Source organism: Streptomyces sp. NBC_01235, from assembly GCF_035989285.1.
GTDB lineage: Bacteria > Actinomycetota > Actinomycetes > Streptomycetales > Streptomycetaceae > Streptomyces.
Genome location: NZ_CP108513.1, coordinates 9242278 through 9260340, shown reverse-complemented (window position 1 = coordinate 9260340; position 18063 = coordinate 9242278). Strand labels below are relative to the sequence as shown.

Annotated in this window: 15 protein-coding genes and 1 pseudogene; 6 read left to right on the top strand and 10 right to left on the bottom strand. The window is 73.0% G+C overall.

The window, feature by feature from the left end; genetic code table 11:
* Positions 1-18: 18 nt before the first annotated feature.
* Complete coding sequence (locus OG289_RS41605; protein ID WP_327319177.1) at positions 19-1446, top strand: membrane-associated oxidoreductase; 1428 nt, start codon at positions 19-21, stop codon at positions 1444-1446.
* Here the strand turns inward: OG289_RS41605 and OG289_RS41600 are convergent.
* Together OG289_RS41600 and OG289_RS41595 are read right to left on the bottom strand one after the other, a co-directional pair.
* Positions 1433-3274, bottom strand: a complete 1842-nt coding sequence (locus tag OG289_RS41600; RefSeq protein WP_327319176.1) for a bifunctional sugar phosphate isomerase/epimerase/4-hydroxyphenylpyruvate dioxygenase family protein — start codon at positions 3272-3274, stop codon at positions 1433-1435. The two genes, OG289_RS41605 and OG289_RS41600, sit on opposite strands and share 14 nt — an antisense overlap.
* Positions 3275-3295: 21 nt before the next feature.
* Positions 3296-4180 carry a shikimate dehydrogenase gene (locus OG289_RS41595; RefSeq protein ID WP_327319175.1) on the bottom strand — a complete coding sequence of 295 codons (885 nt, stop codon included), beginning with the start codon at positions 4178-4180 and terminating at the stop codon, positions 3296-3298.
* A gap of 156 nt (positions 4181-4336) precedes the next feature.
* On the opposite strand from OG289_RS41595, the gene OG289_RS41590 reads away from it, so the two are divergent.
* The 4 genes from OG289_RS41590 (at position 4337) to OG289_RS41575 (ending at position 9062) form a co-directional block, all read left to right on the top strand.
* Entirely contained in the window at positions 4337-5008 is a 672-nt protein-coding gene (locus tag OG289_RS41590; RefSeq protein WP_327319174.1) for a TetR/AcrR family transcriptional regulator, read from the top strand.
* 283 nt (positions 5009-5291) lie between these two features.
* Positions 5292-6635: an MFS transporter gene (locus OG289_RS41585; protein ID WP_327319173.1), complete on the top strand. Its 1344-nt coding sequence runs from the start codon at positions 5292-5294 to the stop codon at positions 6633-6635.
* Between the two features lie 628 nt (positions 6636-7263).
* A complete protein-coding gene (locus OG289_RS41580) occupies positions 7264-7773 on the top strand; it encodes a hypothetical protein (RefSeq protein ID WP_327319172.1) in 510 nt (169 codons plus the stop codon).
* Between the two features lie 59 nt (positions 7774-7832).
* On the top strand, positions 7833-9062 hold the full coding sequence (locus tag OG289_RS41575) for a serine hydrolase domain-containing protein (RefSeq protein WP_327319171.1): 1230 nt from the start codon (positions 7833-7835) through the stop codon (positions 9060-9062).
* A gap of 40 nt (positions 9063-9102) precedes the next feature.
* Here the strand turns inward: OG289_RS41575 and OG289_RS41570 are convergent, their stop codons facing one another.
* The 4 genes from OG289_RS41570 to ribA form a co-directional block, all read right to left on the bottom strand.
* Positions 9103-10266, bottom strand: a complete 1164-nt coding sequence (locus OG289_RS41570; RefSeq protein ID WP_327319170.1) for a saccharopine dehydrogenase family protein — start codon at positions 10264-10266, stop codon at positions 9103-9105.
* Entirely contained in the window at positions 10259-11320 is a 1062-nt protein-coding gene (locus tag OG289_RS41565) for a saccharopine dehydrogenase (protein WP_327319169.1), read from the bottom strand. Before OG289_RS41565 ends, OG289_RS41570 begins: the two co-directional genes overlap by 8 nt.
* Complete coding sequence (locus OG289_RS41560) at positions 11317-12462, bottom strand: NAD(P)/FAD-dependent oxidoreductase (protein ID WP_327319168.1); 1146 nt, start codon at positions 12460-12462, stop codon at positions 11317-11319. Before OG289_RS41560 ends, OG289_RS41565 begins: the two co-directional genes overlap by 4 nt.
* A 109-nt stretch (positions 12463-12571) precedes the next feature.
* Positions 12572-13231 carry a GTP cyclohydrolase II gene (gene ribA / locus OG289_RS41555; RefSeq protein WP_327319167.1) on the bottom strand — a complete coding sequence of 220 codons (660 nt, stop codon included), beginning with the start codon at positions 13229-13231 and terminating at the stop codon, positions 12572-12574.
* A 38-nt stretch (positions 13232-13269) separates the two neighbouring features.
* On the opposite strand from ribA, the gene OG289_RS41550 reads away from it, so the two are divergent.
* The gene (locus tag OG289_RS41550; protein ID WP_327319166.1) at positions 13270-14076 is read left to right on the top strand and encodes a creatininase family protein; all 807 of its coding nucleotides are present in this window, start codon (positions 13270-13272) and stop codon (positions 14074-14076) included.
* Positions 14077-14225: 149 nt separating this feature from the next.
* Here OG289_RS41550 and OG289_RS41545 read toward each other — a convergent pair.
* The 4 genes and pseudogenes from OG289_RS41545 to OG289_RS41530 all read right to left on the bottom strand — a co-directional run.
* A pseudogene (locus OG289_RS41545) lies at positions 14226-15287 on the bottom strand (lysylphosphatidylglycerol synthase transmembrane domain-containing protein); the annotation flags it as partial.
* Positions 15287-16369, bottom strand: a complete 1083-nt coding sequence (locus OG289_RS41540; protein ID WP_327319165.1) for a trans-aconitate methyltransferase — start codon at positions 16367-16369, stop codon at positions 15287-15289. The gene OG289_RS41540 and the pseudogene OG289_RS41545, both read right to left, overlap by 1 nt.
* Positions 16366-17568 (bottom strand): glycosyltransferase family 4 protein, encoded by a 1203-nt coding sequence (locus tag OG289_RS41535; RefSeq protein ID WP_327319164.1) that lies wholly within the window; start codon positions 17566-17568, stop codon positions 16366-16368. Before OG289_RS41535 ends, OG289_RS41540 begins: the two co-directional genes overlap by 4 nt.
* Positions 17565-17963, bottom strand: a complete 399-nt coding sequence (locus tag OG289_RS41530) for a 6-pyruvoyl trahydropterin synthase family protein (RefSeq protein WP_327319163.1) — start codon at positions 17961-17963, stop codon at positions 17565-17567. The genes OG289_RS41535 and OG289_RS41530 overlap by 4 nt, the downstream gene beginning before the upstream one ends.
* Between the last annotated feature and the right edge of the window lie 100 nt (positions 17964-18063).

The window sequence follows — 18063 nt, the reverse complement described above, 5'->3', positions numbered from 1 at the left end:
CCGCCAGAGTCGCCGCTGATGGAGATCAACGATCTGACACCGGCCGAACAGCGACTCTGGCGGGCCTTCGCCACGGGGGCGGAGGTCGACCTCCGTGAGAGCGGCGAACAGACGGTACGGGCCGTGGTGTTGCGGGCGCTGCTCCTCAACGGCCCTCAGGAACCTGGGGAGATAGCGGCCCTCAAGGTGCGAGGAGCCGGCGTCACCGGCGCGCTGGAACTGCGCTACGCCACGGTCGACAGCGTCATCCACCTGACCCACTGCCGCTTCGAGAACGCCCCGGACTTCGTCGGCGCCCACCTGCGCTACCTCAGCCTGCGTGACTCCGCGATGCCCGGCCTGTCGGTGACACGGGCCCGGATCGACGGCAGCCTGCGGCTGACGCGCTGCCGCTTCGGCGGGCCGGTGCGTCTCGACGGAGCGCAGATCAGCGGGGCGCTGTTCCTGGAGGGGGCGGAGGTCGCCGGCCAGACTGCCGGACAGCCGGTGCTGCAGCTCAACCAGGTCGCCGTCGACGACGACCTGTGCGCCCGGGGCCTTCGCGCACAGGGACTGATCCGGCTCGACGGGGCCAGCGTGGCCGGCTCGCTGGATCTGGAGGGAGCCGAGCTGAGCAACCCCGGCGCCAACGTCCTGGAAGCCGAGGCGCTGGAGCTGGGCGCGAACCTGCTGGGCCGACGCCTGCGCGCCGAAGGCCGCATCGACCTGCGGGGCGCCCGCGTCCCCGGCCGGGTGGATCTGCTGGACGCCCGCCTGTCCAACCCCGGCGGCACCGCCCTGCGCGCCAGCAGTTGTGTGATCGGCGAGTTCTGGCTGCGCCGGGGCGCCCCCGTTCAGGGCATGCTGAACCTGCGGCGCGCCACGATCAACCAGCTCGACGTGGAGCCCGAGATGCTGCCCGACCAGGTCCGCCTCCTCGACCTCACCTACACATTCCTCACCCCGCACGAGCCCGCCGATCGTCGGCTGCCGATGCTGGAGCGCGACGGGGAAGGGTTCGACCCGCACGCCTACGAGCAGCTCACCGCCGCGTACCGGCGCATCGGCGACGACCAGGCCGCCCGGCTCGTCCAGCTCGCAAAGCAGCGCCGCCGCCGGTCCACGCTCCCCTGGTACGGGAAGGTATGGGGCCGGCTCCAGGACGCCGCCGTCGGCTACGGCTTCCGCCCGCTGCGTGCCGCCGTCTGGCTGCTGTCGCTGCTCGCCGTCGGCTCGATCGCGTACGCGGGACACCACCCGCCCGCGCTCAAGGCGGGCGAGGCACCCCAGTTCAACCCGGTTTTCTACACCCTCGATCTGCTGCTGCCGGTGATCTCCTTCGGGCAGGAGGACGCGTTCGCGCCGACCGGCTGGTACCAGACGCTGTCCTACGTCCTCATCGTCACCGGCTGGATCCTGGCGACGACGGTCGTCGCCGGTGTGACCAGGACGGTCAGCCGGCAGTAGGCAGGCGCACGGCGTGCTGCGCGGCGAGCCGCACCGGCGCGTTGGCGGCGCCGTAGCCCTGGTATCCGCCGTCGCGCTGGACCAGTTCGAGGAACACGCGGCCGACGGTGTGCGTGTAGCAGTGCCGGAAGACGCCGTGCGCGTCCCGGTCGTAGAGGATGCCGAGGTCGCGGTAGGTCTCCAGCTCGCCGTCGGCGAATTCGAAGCGGGCCGCGAGGTCGTCGTAGTAGTTCGTGGGGATGCGCAGCAGGCGGCCGCCGGCCTCGGTGAAGCGGCGGGCCGCGGCGACCACGTCGTCGGTGGCCAGCGCGATGTGCCGGGCCTGGGCGGTGCCGTCGCCGGGGGCCGCGCCGACGGTGAGCGGGAAGCGGACACTGCCGTCGGCGTTGGTGACGGCGCGGCTGCGCAGCAGCCCGTAGGGGTCGGCGACGTCGACGCTCTCCTGGGCGTCGAGGCCGAGGACACCGCGGTGGAAGAGGACCGCCTCGTCGAAGTGATGCCAGGGCTGAGTGAGCGCCACGTGGTCGATGCGGAAGTCGTCGGAGGGGGCGGGGCTGTGGGGGACGTCCTCGAAGTCGGCGCGCCAGTTGGGCAGTTCGGGCCGGTTCGTCGCGCACAGGAAGAGCTCGGTGCCGTCGGGGGCGGCGACGGCGTCCAGCGGGGCGTCCTCGGCGGCACGGCGGCGGGGCAGCACGGGGGCGAGCAGGGCCTCCGCGCGTCGGGCGGCGGCGGCCGGGTCCGGTGACTCCAGGCCGATCGCGGCGAGGGTGGTGCCGTCGGTGGGGTTCCCCCCGCGCGAGGCAAGCCGAGAGTGGGGGAAGGCCGCCGGGCCGGTGTTGAGCAGGATGCGGGCGGCGCCCTGCTCCCACAGCTCGACCGGTTTGCCGCGATGGCGGGCGGTACGGGCGAAGCCGAGGCCGGTGAGGACGGCGACGACGGGTTCGGCGTCGCGGGTGACCAGTTCGGCGAAGGCGACACCGGTCGGGGCGGCGGGCACGGGCAGGGCCTCGATGCCGGCCTCCTCCTGGAGGATCAGCAGGGAGCGGCGGCCGTCCACGGCGGTCGGGCCGGCCTCGGCCTGCCGGAAGACGTCGTTGAAGACCTCCAGGGAGAGCGGGCCGCCGTAACCGGTGCGCAGCACGTGTTTCACCAGCCCGGCGACGTCGAAGCCGCCCTGGCCGGGGAAGCAGCGATGGTGGCGGCTCCACTGCAGAACGTCCATGCCGAGCAGCGGGGCATCGGCCAGCTGGAGGAAGAAGATCTTCTCGCCGGGGATGTCCGCGATGCCTTCGAGGTCCTTGGGGTCGGAGCTCCGGGAGAGGATGTGGAAGCTGTCCAGGCAGGTGCCGAGCGCGGGGTGGCCGGCGGTCTCGACGATGCGCCAGGCGTGGTCGTACGTGCTGACGTGCCGTCCCCAGGCGAGCGCCTCGTAGGCGACCCGGATGCCGAAGTCCTGGGCCAGGTCGGCCAGTCGGCTCAGCTGCTCGGCGGCGAGGGCGTCGTCGTCCGCGGCGAGCGGGGAGACGCTGGAGCAGACCAGGACGGTGTCCGCGCCGAGCCTGCCCATCACCTCGAACTTGTGCCGGGCGCGGCGCAGGTTGCGGGCGAACTGCTCGGCGGGCACGGCCTCGATGTCCCGCATCGGCTGGTAGAGGTCGATGGTGAGGCCGAGATCGGCGCAGCGGGCCCGGATCTCCTCGGGGGCGAGGGAGCTGGCGAGCAGGTCGTTCTCGAAGATCTCGACGCCGTCGAAACCGGCCCGGGCGGCGGCCGTGAGCTTCTCGGTGAGGGATCCGCTGAGGGAAACGGTTGCTATGGACGTACGCACCTGGACACCTCCGGTTTCTGGTTACTTCGGGGCGGCGACGGCGCCGGCCAGCTCGGCGATGTCGGCGAGCATGCGGGCACTGTCGGGCTCACGGCCGGTGAAGAGACGGAACGCGTCCGCGGCCTGGAAGACGGCCATCCCTCCTCCGTCCAAAGTGGCGCAGCCGGCCGCGCGGGCGGTGCGCAGCAGCTCGGTCTCCAGGGGGCGGTAGACGACCTCGGCGACCCACAGGCCGGGGCGCAGCACCTCCGCGGGGACCGGCAGGCCGGGGTGGGCGGCCATGCCGGTGGGGGTGGCGTGCACGACGCCGTCGGCCCGCGCGAGCAGGTCGGCCAGCCGGTCCGGGGTGGCGGACGCGGCCCGGCCGGGCCCGAAGTGGCGGTTCAGGGAACCGGCGAGGTCCGCGGCCCGGTCGGGCAGCGCGTCGACGACGGTGACCCGCCCGGCGCCGAGGGTGAGCGTGGCGTGCGCGACGGCCGCGCCGGCACCGCCCGCGCCCAGCTGCACGACCCGCTCCAGCGGGACGTCCGGCAGTCCACGCGCGAACGAGGCCGCGAAACCGGTTACGTCGGTGTTGTGGCCGACGGCCCGGCCGTTCTCGAAGACGACGGTGTTGACCGCGCCCAGCGCCTCGGCCTGCGGGGAGAGCGCGTCGAGGTGCGGGATGACCAGCTGCTTGCACGGGTGCGTGATGTTGAGTCCGTCGAAGCCGAGGTCGCGCGCGGCGCGCACCAGGTCGCCCACCGCCTCGGGGCCGATCCCGAGCGCGTCGATGTCGATGAGGCGGTACAGGTAGCGCAGCCCCTGCCGGTCGGCCTCCCGCTCGTGCAGCGCCGGACTGAGGGACGGGCCGATGCCGGAACCGATCAGCCCGACGAGATACGAGTCCTGGGAGACAACGGCCACGACGGACCTCCTGTGCGTCGATCAATGTACGAACTAGTGAGTTAGTCATAACACCATGGAGGCCGCGAGGGAAGGCCTCCCTCACCACGGGACCGGACCGGGCTTCTAGAATCCCGTCACGCGACCATGCAGCGCACTACCGCCCGAAGGAACCCGATGACCAGCGTCGACGAACCGGCACGACCCCACGGCAACGGGCGGCTGCGCGACGCCGCCCGGACCCGGGCCGAAATCCTCGACGTGGCGACCCAGGAGTTCGCCCGGGTCGGCTACGCCGGGGCCCGGGTGGACGACATCGCCGCCCGCACCAGCACCACGAAGCGGATGATCTACTACTACTTCGGCGGCAAGGAGCAGCTGTTCACGGCCGTCCTGGAGCGGGCGTACGGCGTGATCCGCGAGGCCGAGCAGCGGCTCGACGTCGAGCACCTCGACCCGGTCGCGGCCATCCGCCGGCTGGCGGAGCTGACCTTCGACCACCACGAGCAGCACCCCGACTTCATCCGCCTGGTGAGCATCGAGAACATCCACGAGGCCGAGCACATCGCCGCCTCCGAGAAGCTCGGCCGGATCGGCTCCCCGGCGCTCGACGTGATCCGCCGCATCCTGACCTCCGGGCAGGAGTCCGGCCTGTTCACGGCCGAGGTGGACGCCGTCGACCTGCACGCGATGATCAGCTCGTTCTGCTTCTTCCGGGTGGCAAACCGGCACACGTTCGGCGCGCTGTTCGGGCGCGACCTGGTCGACCCCGCCCAGCGCGAGCACTACCGCACCATGCTCGGCGACATGGTGATCGCCTATCTGACGGCGGAGCGGACGGCCGACTGAGCGGGCCGGGCGGACCGAGCGGGCTGGGCGGACCGAGCGGGCTGGGCGGACCGAGCCGCCCGAGCGGGCCGGGCGGACCGAGCGGGCCGAGCGGCGTATGCGCGGCCTCTTGACACCCGGGAAACGCGGGCGCAACATCCCTACCCATCACCACTAACTACCTAGTGGGTTAATTAGCCGGAGCGCGCCCGGCACGGCCGGGCCGTCCCGCCATCCCTGGGATCCGGCACTTCTCCCCATCGCTCACTCCGCCTAAGTTGGAGTTCCCCCGAAGGAGCACGCCGTGTCCGTCCCCTCCGCCGCACCCCCCGGCCAGCCGAAGAAAGCCGCCACGGCGGCCTGGATCGGCAGCGCCCTGGAGTACTACGACTTCTTCATCTACGGCAGCGCGGCAGCCCTGATCTTCCCGAAGGTCTTCTTCGACGAGTCCGATCCGGCCACCGCGACCCTGCTGTCGCTGGCCACGTTCGGCGTCGCCTACGCGGCCCGTCCCGTCGGCGCGCTCTTCCTCGGGCACTTCGGCGACCGGGTCGGCCGCAAGAAGATCATGGTCTTCACGCTGATCCTGATGGGCGTCTCGACGTTCCTCATCGGCTGTCTGCCCACCCGCGCCCAGGTCGGCGGTCTCGCGCCGGTCCTGCTGGTGCTGTGCCGTGTCCTGCAGGGCATCTCCGCGGCCGGCGAGCAGGCCAGCGCCAACTCGATGACGCTGGAACACGCACCGTCGCACCGGCGCGGCTTCTTCACCAGTTTCACCCTGAGCGGCACCCAGGGCGGTCAGCTCCTCGCCACGCTCGTCTTCATCCCGATCGCGGCCCTCCCCGAGGACCAGTTGCTGTCCTGGGGCTGGCGGGTGCCGTTCTGGCTGAGCATCGCGGTCGCCGTCGTCGGCTACGTCATCCGCCGCAAGCTGGAGGAGACCCCGGCCTTCGCGGCCCAGCAGGCCACCGGCGAGGTCGTCAAGCTGCCGCTGGCGGTGCTGCTGCGCGAGCACTGGGCGGACGTCCTGCGGGTGATCGCGGGTGCGCTGGTCGCCTCGGTCAGCACCATCTTCACGGTGTGGGCGCTGGCGTACGCGACCGGCGACTCGGTCGGCATGAGCCGCTCCTCCATGCTGTGGGTGGGCGCGCTGGCGAACCTGGTGGCGCTGGCGGCCATCCCCCTGTGGGCCACGCTGTCCGACCGCATCGGCCGCCGTCCGGTGTACCTGATCGGCGCGGCCGGCAGCGCGGTGATGATGTTCGCCTACCTGTGGGCGATCTCCACCGGCTCCTACCCGCTGATCCTGCTCCTGGGCATCGTCACCTTCGGTGTGGTCTACAGCGCCGCCAACGGCGTGTGGCCCTCCTTCTACGGCGAGATGTTCTCCACGCGCGTCCGCCTGTCCGGCATGGCGATCGGCACCCAGATCGGCTTCGCCGTGGCCGGCTTCGCGGTCACCTTCGCCGCGCAGATCGCGGGCCCGGACGGCGACGACTGGTCCTCGGTGGCCCTCTTCACGGCGGCACTGTGCGTCCCGCCGGTGATCGCGGTGCTGTCCGCCCGGGAGACCGCGAAGGTCCCGACGGAACTGCTCGGCGAACGGGACGCACGGGAGGCGTCACAGCCGGAAACGGTTACTGCCTGATTCCCGGGTCACACCCGACCCTGCCCCGAACTCCCGGTCTTCCGCCCTCCCGAGCCCCCCGTCGCCCTTCCGAGCCCCCGGTCGCCTTCACGGCTCCGGGGGCTCGGGTATGGCGTGGCACGGATGAGGTGGGCTCGCAGGACAGCCCTGTCCGCCAGCCGTCATCGGCGCCCTTCGGGATGCCGTGCGCCCGCTCCCACGCTGCTGTTCGGCGCACTCGCCCTCACCTCCCAGGACCTGGACAGAAACCTGGACCGCGACCACGGTCACGACCGGCCCCGCCCGTCCTCGGACGTCCCGCTCGACATCCCCGGCGCCCTGCTGCTCGCCGTGGCCCTGGCCTGCCCGGTGCACACCCTCGTCACGATCCCCGGCCTCACGTGGTCGGCGCCGGTCGCCCTCCTCAACGGCGCCGCCTTCGTACGGCACGAACGTCGCACCGCTTCTCCGCTGCTGCCACCGGACGTGGTCGGCCCTCCGGCGATGGGCGGGGCGCTCGGGGTGCTCGTCGTCGCGTCGGCGGCCCTCGACGGCGGGCTGTTCGCCTGTGTCTGCGTCCTCCTGGACGACCTGGGACCGACCCCGCTGCGCAGCGCGCTGCTCAGCCTGCCGCCGGCGGGGCCGCTGAGTGGCCGCCGCGCCCGCCTCCGCCGTCCTGCTGCGCCGGGCCGGCGCCCGCGCCACGGTCGCGGGGGCGACCGCCGCCCTGGCCACCGGCCTCCTCGTGCTCGCCCTGGCCTGCGCCCCGGCCGCCTTCTGCGCCGGGTTCGCGCTGCTGGGCGCCGGGTTCGACTCCGTCATGATCGCGGCGACCCGTGTCGTCGTACGCCAGGCTCCCGCGGAGTCGGCCGGGGTCGCGGGCGGGTTGCAGCCGACGGCGATGAGCGTGGGGCCGGTGCCGGGCATGGCGTCGGCGACCGTGCTCATGGGCCTCGGAGCGGCGCGCTCGCCCCTCCTGTTGCCGGCGTGCGCGGCCGCGCACGCGCTGTCCCTCTGCCGGGCGCTGCCGACCCGTACGCGCCCCGGGCCTTCCACCCCTTCCGGCGGTTCCCCGGCAGGTGGAAGCGACACAACGCACACCGGTCAGGGCGTCGAAAGGGGTCCGCACACGCGTTCCCTACGCGACCATGAGGTCTGAGGTCGTCCGGGCGGGGTAGGCCGGGACCGCACCTTGATCGAGCGCACCGGAGGAGAACGATGGCACTGCTGCGACAAGAGGTCGACCCGAGCGAGGTCGGGCTGGACGCGAAGGCGCTGGACCGCCTCGACCAGCACGTCGCCCACTATGTCGACGAAGGGCGCCTGCCCGGATTCCTCGTGGCCGTCTCCCGCGGGGGCCGGGTCGCACACGTCACCGCGCACGGCCTCCGCGACATCGCCGCCGGGCTGCCCGTCGAGCCCGACACCCTCTACCGGATCTACTCGATGACCAAGCCGGTCACCTCGGTCGCCGCGCTGATACTGATGGAGGAGGGCCGGCTGAGTCTCGACGACCCGGTCGCCGATCATCTCCCGGCCTTCGCCGACCAGCGGGTGTACGCGGGCGGCTCCGGCGTCGGCCTCACCACCCGCCCGGTCGAGCAACCTCTGCTCGTGAAGCACCTCATGACCCACACCGCGGGTCTGACCTTCGCCTTCTACCACTGCCACCCCGTCGACGCGCTCTACCGCGAGGCCGGTCTGGAGTCGGCGGTGCTGCCGGGCTCGGACCTGGCCAGGACGGTGGAGGCTTATGCGCGGCTGCCGTTGCAGTTCGAGCCGGGCACGCAGTGGAACTACTCGGTGTCCACCAATGTCCTGGGCCGGATCATCGAGGTCGTCTCCGGCCGCCCCCTGGACGAGTTCCTCGCGGAGCGGATCTTCCGCCCGCTCGGCATGCCGGACGCGGGTTTCCAGGTCACGGACGAGCAGGCCGGCCGACTTGCGGAGCTGTACAGCGACACCGACGACGGCCGCATCGAGCCGATCCCGGGCCTGCCGCTGTTCGGCCGGCCGCGGTTCCTGTCGGGCAGCGGTGGCATGGTGGCGACCGCATACGACATCCACCGCTTCACCGAGTTGCTGCGCCGGCGCGGGGAACTCGACGGCGTCCGCCTCCTCGCGCCGGAGACGGTCGATCTGATGACCCGCAACCACCTCCCCGGCGGTGCCGACCTGCGAGCCTTCGGCAGCCGCCCCGCCCACGACGAACCCGGCAACGACGGAGTCGGCTTCGGCCTCGGCGTCTCCGTGGTCACCGACCCGGAGCGCACCCAGGCCCCTGCCGGCCTCGGCACCTACGGCTGGAGCGGCGTCGCCACGACGACGTTCTGGGTCGACCCGGCCCACGATCTGACCGTCCAGTTCCTGACCCAGCTGAGGCCGAGGAAGTCCCTGAAGCTGTACCCCGACCTCAAGCGGCTGGTCCACGAGGCGGTCACGGGCTGAGCCGACGGCCGCGCAGTCCCGTCGGCCTACGCGGGCCGGGTCAGCCGTCGGCCCGCAGTGTGAACTCCAGCCCCTCGTCGGCGAGTTCCCTCAGCCACTTCTCGGACCTCGCCGCCGTCTCGGCCGCGCGGCTCAGCCCCGGCGGCAGCGAGCCGTCCAGGATGTGCCGGACGCCGAGGGCGAGGGGGCGGGAGACGCAGCGGGCCATGGCGCTCTCCCGGGCGTCGCCCTCCAGGTCCAGGAGAAAACTCCCGGACCACTCGACGCCGTTGTCGGCGTCCACCTCCAGGGACACCGCGAGGACCACCCGGTCGCGGTCCGCGTCCGTGGTGGGATGGGTGGCCGCCAGCTCCCGGGCCAGGGCGGTGATCCGGGTGTCGTCGCCCGCCTTCAGTTCCTCGAACACGGTGTCCCAGGCGCGCAGCCAGCCGTCCAGACGCAGCGTGCCGCGCACGAAGGTCGTCGGCTTCCAGGCCCGCGGCAGTTCGTACTGCTCGATGAACGGGACGCTGTCGCGGTTGGGATAGACCTCGAAGGTCTCCTCGCCCGCCCCGCCGACGACGTGCTTCCGGGTGGCCTCCCAGGGCCGGTCGACGACGGTCTCGGTACCGCCGTCCACGTAACGGGCGGGCGAGCGGAGCGCGTTGAGGACGCCGAGGGGTGCCCAGCTGAAGCGGTACCTGAAGTCGTTGGGGACGGCGGGGATGCCTCCGCAGTACGAGGTGAGACGGTACGAGGCCGCCGTGTCGTCGCCGACCGCCTTCCGGGCGCGGGCGACGAGGCTGTGCGCGAAGAGGTGGTCGATGCCCGGGTCGAGTCCGGCCTCGGTGAGGACGACGAGGCCGGCCTCCTCGGCGGCGGCCACCTGCTCCAGGACGGCGTCCGAGACATAGCTGGAGCAGGCGAAGTGGGCCCGGCGGGCCACGCACGCCGACAGCAGCGGCGCGTGTTCGGGTGCGGGGAGCATCGACACGACGACGTCCCCGGGGGCCAGTTCGGCCGTGAGCGCGTCGAGGGTGTAGGCGCGCGGCTCGGCGCGCCCGGTGAGGCCGAGCCGGTCGAGGGCCTCGGCGGCTCGCCGCGCCGTGCGGTGCCAGAGCCGTACCCGGTCGGTGTGCTCGCACAGGGCGGCCAGGCCGCTGCCGGTGGAGAGGCCGGCGCCGACCCAGTGGACGGTGCCGGTTACGGGAACGAGGTCAGGCATGTCCGAACTCCCCTTCTGTCAGACCGAGTTCACGGCCGGCCTCGCGAAAGCGGTCCAGACAGCGGCCCCATGGTCCGCCGACGCCGAAGTCCAGCAGGTGGGGCGTCAGGGCCGCCGAGAAGTCGGCGCTGGACTCGCGCGGCAGCAAGGACGGCAGGTTGTCGATGGCGATCAGGTCCAGCGGAGGTTCCTTGCGCAGACGGCGCACGGGGTCCGTCCACTCGGTGGTGCGGTCGTACACCGGCAGGACATTGAGCGGCGAGCCCACGTCGCAGGTGACGTCGGAGAGGGTGCGCAGCCGGCGGGCCGGGTCGTCGAGGTCCTCCTCCCGGACGAACGGCGGCACCGGGGTCGTGGCGAGCACGCAGTTGACCACCACGTCGTGGGCCAGCAGGGCGGCGCGGTCCAGGTCGCGGGTCTCGGCCAGGTCCCAGCAGGTGGGGTCGGCGCCGGCCGTGGTGAACGCGGCCCGCGCGCCCCGGCCGCTGCGGCCCAGGGCGCCGACGACGAGGGCGGTGAACTCCTCGTCGCCGGGGGCCGGACGCAGCGTCTCGTCCAACTCGTCCTTGCCGGTGGGGCGCAGGGGCGCGGTGAGCCTGCCCCGGTGCTGGAGGACCGCCAGTGCCGCGCCCAGGTAGCCCGCCCAGTAGCCGAAGGCAGCGAGGCGGCGCCCGTGGTCGTCGGCCAGGTACTCCAGGTCGAGGAGCGCCCCTCCCCCGGCGGCGAACCGGCGCAACAGGTCCGCCGCGCCCGGCTGTTGCTTGTAGGCGTGCCCGAAGAAGATATGACGGTGAGTCAACTGCTTTGGTTCATCCGGTAGTTCCTTCAGACCGAGGACGACGGCGTCCTGCGGGGCGGACACCCAGGAGCCCGCGGCGACGACCCGGGCGCCGGCGGCCTCGTACTCCTCGATCGGGTGGATGCGCTGCGGGGAGTCCTCGACGGTCAGGCGCACGCCTGCCTCGATGAGGCGGCGGGCGTCGTCGGGGACGACCGGGGTGCGCCGTTCGGTGGTGCGGGCCTCGTGACGCAGCCACAGGTGCAGTTCGGTCATACGCGGTTGACCTCCGGACGCGGGGCGTCGGCCGCGAAACGGTCGGCGCTCAGGGGGGTGACGTCCACGAAGGGTACGCGGCCGAGGTACAGGTCGCGGACGACCTCGCCGACCGCCGGCCCCTGGAGGAAACCGTGGCCGGAGAAGCCGGTCGCGTACAGAAAACGGGATACCGAAGACGCCTCGCCGATCAGGGCGTTGTGGTCCGGGGTGACCTCGTACAGGCCCGCCCAGCCGCCCGTGCGGCGCAGGTCGAGGAGGGCGGGGGCGCGGTGCTCCATGGCGGCGGCGAGGCGGGGGATCCACCGGTCGTGGGTGTCGGTGGCGAAGCCGGGGCGTTCGTCCGGGTCGGACATGCCGACCAGGAGGCCGGGGCCCTCCCGGTGGAAGTAGAGGCTGCTGGTGAAGTCGATGGTCATGGGGAGGTCCGGCGGGAGGGCGGGGACCGGTTCGGTGACCGCGATCTGGCGGCGCAGCGGCTGCACCGGCAGGTCCACTCCGGCCATCGCCCCGACGGCCCTGGACCAGGCGCCGGCTGCGCAGATCACCGCGCTGGTGGTGATGCGGCCGAGGGTGGTCTGCACGGCCGTGATGGCGGCACCCTGCCGTTCGATGGCGGTGACGGCGGTACGCCGCAGGATGCGCGCACCGCACTGGCGTGCGGCGGCCGCGTACCCGTGGACGACGGCTTCCGGTGTGCAGTGGCCGTCGTCCGGCGAGAACGCGGCCGCGAGTAACCCGTCGGTCCCGATCAGCGGGGAGAGGCGCTGCGCCTCGGCCGGGTCGATCATCCGGCTGGGCACACCGAGCGCGTTCTGCAGCCGCACCCCCGCCTCGAAGGAGGCGACCTCCTCGGGCGTGGACAGCAGGAAGAGGTAGCCGACGCGGTGCAGCCCGATGTCGTACCCGATCTCCTCCCCGAACCGCCCGAACGCCTCCAGGCTGCGGGCCCCGAGCTGGATGTTCAGCTCGTCGGAGAACTGGGCGCGCACCCCGCCCGCGGCCTTGGAGGTGGAGCCCGCGGCGAGTTCGTCCCGCTCGAGCAGCAGAACGTCACGGACGCCTGCGGCGGCGAGGTGGTAGGCGATGCTGGCGCCCATCACCCCACCGCCGATGACGACGACCGAGGCATGTGTGTTCACGCGAGCGGCTCCTTATCGCGCCGGCCCCGGCCCGGTTGCCGGTGCCGAGGCTGTCGTACGCCGTGACCGTCGTGATCCCTACCCGTCGGGGCGGCGGTGCGAAGCGCGCTCAGGACCAGTGCGCCACCGCGTCCAGGTGGGGCAGCCGGTGGTCCAGGCGTTCCCGCTTGGTGCGCAGGTAGGTGATGTTGCTCTCGCACGGCTCGATCAGCAGCGGCACCTCCTCGGCGACCTTGATGCCGTTGTCCACCAGCGCCTCGCGCTTGCGCGGGTTGTTCGACATCAGGCGGACGGAACGCACGCCGAGGTCGCGCAGGATGTCGGCGGCCACCTTGTAGTCGCGGGCGTCCACCGGGAAGCCGAGCGCCACGTTCGCCTCGACCGTGTCCAGGCCCTCCGCCTGGAGCGCCATCGCCTGCAGCTTGCCCAGCAGCCCGATGCCGCGCCCCTCGTGCCCGCGCAGGTAGACGACTATGCCGCGGCCCTCGGCGACGACCGCCCGCAGCGCCGACTCCAGCTGGTCGCCGCACTCGCAGTGCTGGGAGCCGAACGCGTCGCCGGTCAGGCACTCCGAGTGCAGCCGGGTCAGCACGTCCTCGGCGCCGATCTCCCCGTAGACCAGGGCGACCTGTTCGTCGCCGCGGTCGTGGTCCAGGTAGCCGACCGCCTGGAATTTGCCGTACACGGTGGGCAATGGCGCATTCACCACGCGTTCCACACCGGTGCGCTGCGGGGTCTTCGTGCCGAGTACGCCAATGTTATCTGTCATGATCTGGTTCCTAAGCAGAGACGAAGGGCCGGGAAAAGATGAGTGGTTCGGAAATACGGTCGGCGGCGTCGGCGGCGCACGGACTCGTGCCGACGGACACTACCGAAGACGTACGGACCCGGGGCGCGGGCGTCCCGACGCAGGTGGCGGTCCTTCCCGTCGGAAGCTTCGAACAGCACGGTCCGTACCTGCCGTTGGCCACGGACACACTGGTCGCCTGCGCCATCGCCCGGGAGATCGCCGGGGCGTACCCGGTGCACCTCCTCCCGCCGGTGACCATCGCCTGCTCGCACGAGCACGCGGCCTGGCCGGGGACCGTCAGCATCTCCTCCGTGACCCTTCACGCGGTGGTACGGGACATCGCGGCGTCATTGCGCCGCTCGGGCGTCGAGGCCCTGGTGCTGGTCAACGGACACGGCGGGAACTACGTCCTGGGCAACGTCGTCCAGGAGTCCTCCGCCCGCGGTGAGCGGATGGCGCTCTTCCCGGCCCCGGAGGACTGGGAGGCGGCGCTGGAGCGGTCCGGGGCGCTGACCTCGCTGCTCACCGACATGCACGCCGGGGAGATCGAGACCTCGATCCTGCTGCACGCCCACCCCGAACTCGTCCGGCCCGGTTACGAGTCGGCCGATTTCGTCGCGGACGACCGTCGCCATCTACTCACGCTGGGAATGTCCGCCTATACCGATTCGGGCGTCATCGGCCGTCCTTCCCTGGGGTCCGCGGAAAAGGGGAAGGAACTCCTGGCGAGCCTGACGGATTCCTTCGGCGCGTATTTCTCGCTGCTGACTTCGGCGGTCACGGCGGCGACTTCGGCGGAATCAGCGGAATCGGCAGCCGAATAGGCGGACGCCGCAGCGGACGGCATCGCGGCGGGCGACTCCGTGCGGTCGTCGTAGCGCCGCTCGTCGCCCTCGGGGCCGGCCACGTCGTCGGCTCCGGCCCGCAGCCCCGCGTACCAGCGGACGACCAGCACGACCGCCCCGGGCAGCGCCGCCACGAAGCTGAGCACTCCGTAGACGACGGCCACCGCGAGGCCGGTGCTCGCGCCGAGTCCGGCGGCGCCGAACGCCCAGGCGGTGACGCCCTCGCGGGGGCCCCAGCCGCCGACGTTGAGCGGCAGGCCCATGGCGAGCAGGGCGAGGACGGCGATCGGCAGCAGCGCGAGGACGGATGCCCCGGAGCCGGCGACCCGGGCGGCCACGACGAACATGCCGAGGTGCCCGGCCAGCACGACCGCCGACGACACGGCGACGCCCGGCCCGTTGCGCCGCGACAGCAGTCCCTCGCGCGCCTCGGCCAGCGTCGCCCGCAGCTTCCCGCCGCGGCGCGGCGCGGAGGAGTTCATCCGGACGGCGAGGACGACGGCGAGCGCGCCCACCCCGGCCAGCAGGGCCGGCCCGGCGATCTGCCGGGCGTCCTCCATGACCGGGGACGGCAGGGTCAGCAGGACCGTTACGCCTGCCACGGCCAGCACGAGCTGTCCCGCGGTGCGCTCCAGGACGACGGCCCGCACGCCGCGTCCGACGTCGCCGGCGCTCTGCCCGTGCCGCACCGCGCGGTGCACATCGCCCAGGACGCCGCCGGGCAGGGCCGCGTTGAGGAACAGGGCCCGGTAGTAGTCGGCGACGGCCGGGCCGAGCGGCAGCCGGATCCGCAGCGCCCGGGCGACCAGTGCCCACCGCCAGGCGCTGAACACGGTGGTGACCGCGCCGGTCGCGAGCGCCACCAGCAGCGTCGGTACGTCGATCCGCCGCAGCCCGTCGAGGAAGACGCCGGTGCCCAGCCGCCACAGCAGGGCGGTGAGGATGACGACCCCGGCGACGGTCCCGATGTGCGTGCGGACGACGCTGTTGCCGAACAGGGCACGCAGCCGGGAGGGCTTCTTCGTGCGCGGCCCGGTCACGATGACGCCGATGCGGGCCTCGGACACGGCGGCGCCGGTGCGGACCACCGACGGGCTGCGCAGGGGCCGTCGCAGGACCGGCCTGGTCCCCTCGCCCCACACCACCGGCGCCGCGGTCTGCACCCGTGGGCCCACCGTCTCCGCGCTCATCACGCCCCGCCCGTCGGCCGGGCCAGTGCCAGCAGGTCGCTGTGGTGGACGGTGACGTGCAGTTCGCCGGCCGCGCAGGCCGCCAGCCGGGCGGCCAGGTAGGACTCGGCGCGCTCGGCCAGTCGGGGGCGCTCCTCCACGGCCGCGCCGACCCAGCCGCGCAGCCACTGGGCGGTCAGTCCGACGTTCTCGGGGCCGAGCCGCCAGGGGCTCGGGTGCACCTTGACGGTCGCGCCGTGGGCGGCGAACGCCTCGCAGGCGACGGTCACCGCGTCGGGGCCGAGGAGGCCGCCGCGCCGCTGGTGGTCGTTGAAGGCGGCGGCGATCTCCGCGTCCAGCGGGTCCGGCGTGCTGAGTTCGACGCGCCCGGCGACCGAGAGCGTCAGCAGCGCCGGGCAGCCCGCTCCCGCACAGGCCGCCGCGAGCGTCTCGATCTCCTCGCGGGTGAGGACGTCGAGCAGCGCGGAGGCGGTGACCAGCGAGGCGCCGAGCAGGGCGTCCGGGGTGAGACGGGCGACGTCGCCGCGCCGCGTCTCGACGGTGACCCGGCTGCCGTCGGCGGCCGCCCGCGGGGAGGCGACGGCCGCGAAGTGCAGGAGGTAGGGGTCGCGGTCGTGCAGGACCCAGTGCTGGGCGCCGTCCAGCCGGGGGGCCAGCCAGCGGCCCATCGAGCCGGTGCCGCAGCCCAGGTCGTGGATGGTCAGCCCGCTGCGGCCGGGCAGGTTGGCGAGCCGGATCCGCAGCGGGTCCAGCAGATCCAGCGACCGGGCCGCGGCGTCGGCGGGCTCGCGCAGCTCCAGCCACTCGGGGGCGTAGCGCGGCTGCTCGTCCGGCCCGGTGTCCCGCAGCCGCACGGTGGGCCGCTCACCGGACCGGCCCACGGGGCCGGCGCCGGCGATGACGCTCTCCACGCCGGAGTCCGCGCCGGGAACCTCCGGCTGCGACGCGGTCAGTGCTCGCGCGACGGATCCTCCGCCGGGAACGGCCTCCACCACGGAAACAGCCTCCTTCCGACCCGGCTGTGCCGGGATGCCGCCCACGCGTCGTGCCACGTCGGCCGGTGTCGCCGTCGTCTTCCTCATGCCGCCCTCCGGGGTTCGCTGGGAAGCCGGCCGAGGACTCCGGCCAGGCTCTGGGCGGTGGTCGCCCAGCCGTTCAGGGCCGCCCGGCGGCCTCGCGCGGCGGCCTTGAGACGGCGCCGTACGTCGGCCTCGCCGAACCAGCCGCGCAGTTCGGCCGCGAGGGCGGCCGGGTCCTCCGGCGGGACGAGGATGCCGGGGACGCCGCCGTCGGGGGCGCGGCCGACCGCCTCGGGCAGACCGCCGACGTCCGTCGCGAGAACGGGGATGCCACGGGCCAGCGCCTCGGTGACGGCCATGCCGTAGGTCTCGGCGTAGGAGGTGAGGACCATCAGGTCGGCGGAGGCGTAGGCCGCGTCGAGCTCGGCGCCGGCCTTCGGGCCCGCGAGCTCCAGCCGGTCCTGGAGGCCGTACTCGCCGATGAGGCCGCGCAGATGGGCGACGTACTCCGGGTCCTGCCCGAGGCCGCCCACGCATACGCAGCTCCACGGCAGGTCTCTCGCCGCGGCCAGCGCCTCCACCAGACGGTGCTGGCCCTTGCGCGGGGTCACGGCGGCCACGCACAGCAGACGGGAGACGCCGTCGGTGCCGGAGGCGAGCGGGGCGATGTCGGCGCCGGGGGCGGCGACGTGCACGCGCTCGGGGGCGAGGCCGTGGTGGGAGACGAGGCGGCGGACCGCCCAGTCGCTGGTGGCGACGACGGCGGGGACGGCCCGCAGCACGGCCCGCTCCTTGGCGTCGAGTTCGGCCGCCACCTCGGGCGCGATGCCCCGTTCGTCGCCGAGCGGAAGGTGGACGAGGACGACGAGCCGCAGCCGCTCCGCCTCGGGGGCGATGATCTCCGGGACCCCGCAGGCGACCAGCCCGTCGAGAAGGACGACCGTGCCGTCGGGGAACTCGCTCAGCGTGTGCGCCAGTTCCGCGCGGGCGGCCGCCTCCGGGCGGGGCCAGGAACCGGACACCAGGTGCTTGTGGACCTGCCAGCCGAAGCCGGGCAGATCCAGGCAGAGGCGCCGGTCGTAGGCGTTGCCGCCGCTCGGGTTGGCCGGGTCGTCGACCCCGCCCGGCATCACGAAGTGCACGGAGCGCAGGGACATGGGGATGATCCCGCCGATCTTGGGAAGCGGTGCCTGCGCGGGCACGTACGCGAGCGGGGCCTGCTGCACGGTCTGCACGGCCTTCTCCAGGGTCACGTCGGTCACAGCGCACGCTCGTAACTCGCCCAGGCGACGTGCGACTCGTGCAGGGTGACGGCGATGGCGGCGATACCCCGGGCGCCCTCACCGAGCGCGCCCTTGCTGATCCGCTCCGCGAGCCGGTCGGCGACGACCTTGGCCAGGAACTCCGTCGACGTGTTGATCCCGGCGAAGTCGGGCTCGTTGTCGAGGTTGCGGTAGTTCAGCTCGCTGACCACGGCACCGAGTTCCTGCGTGGCGAGTCCGATGTCGACGACGATGTTGTCGTCGTCCAGCTGCTCGCGGCGGAAGGTGGCGTCCACGAGGAACGTCGCTCCGTGCAGGCGCTGCGCGGGTCCGAAGACCTCGCCGCGGAAGCTGTGGGCGATCATGATGTGATCGCGGACGGTGACACTGAACAACGGACGACCCTCCAGGTGCGGCGCGTCTGGTCCCCCGGCCGTTGGCCGCCGGGGGATGCCGTGTAGTACGGCTCCCTGCTTCCCCCTGTTCAGCCTGATC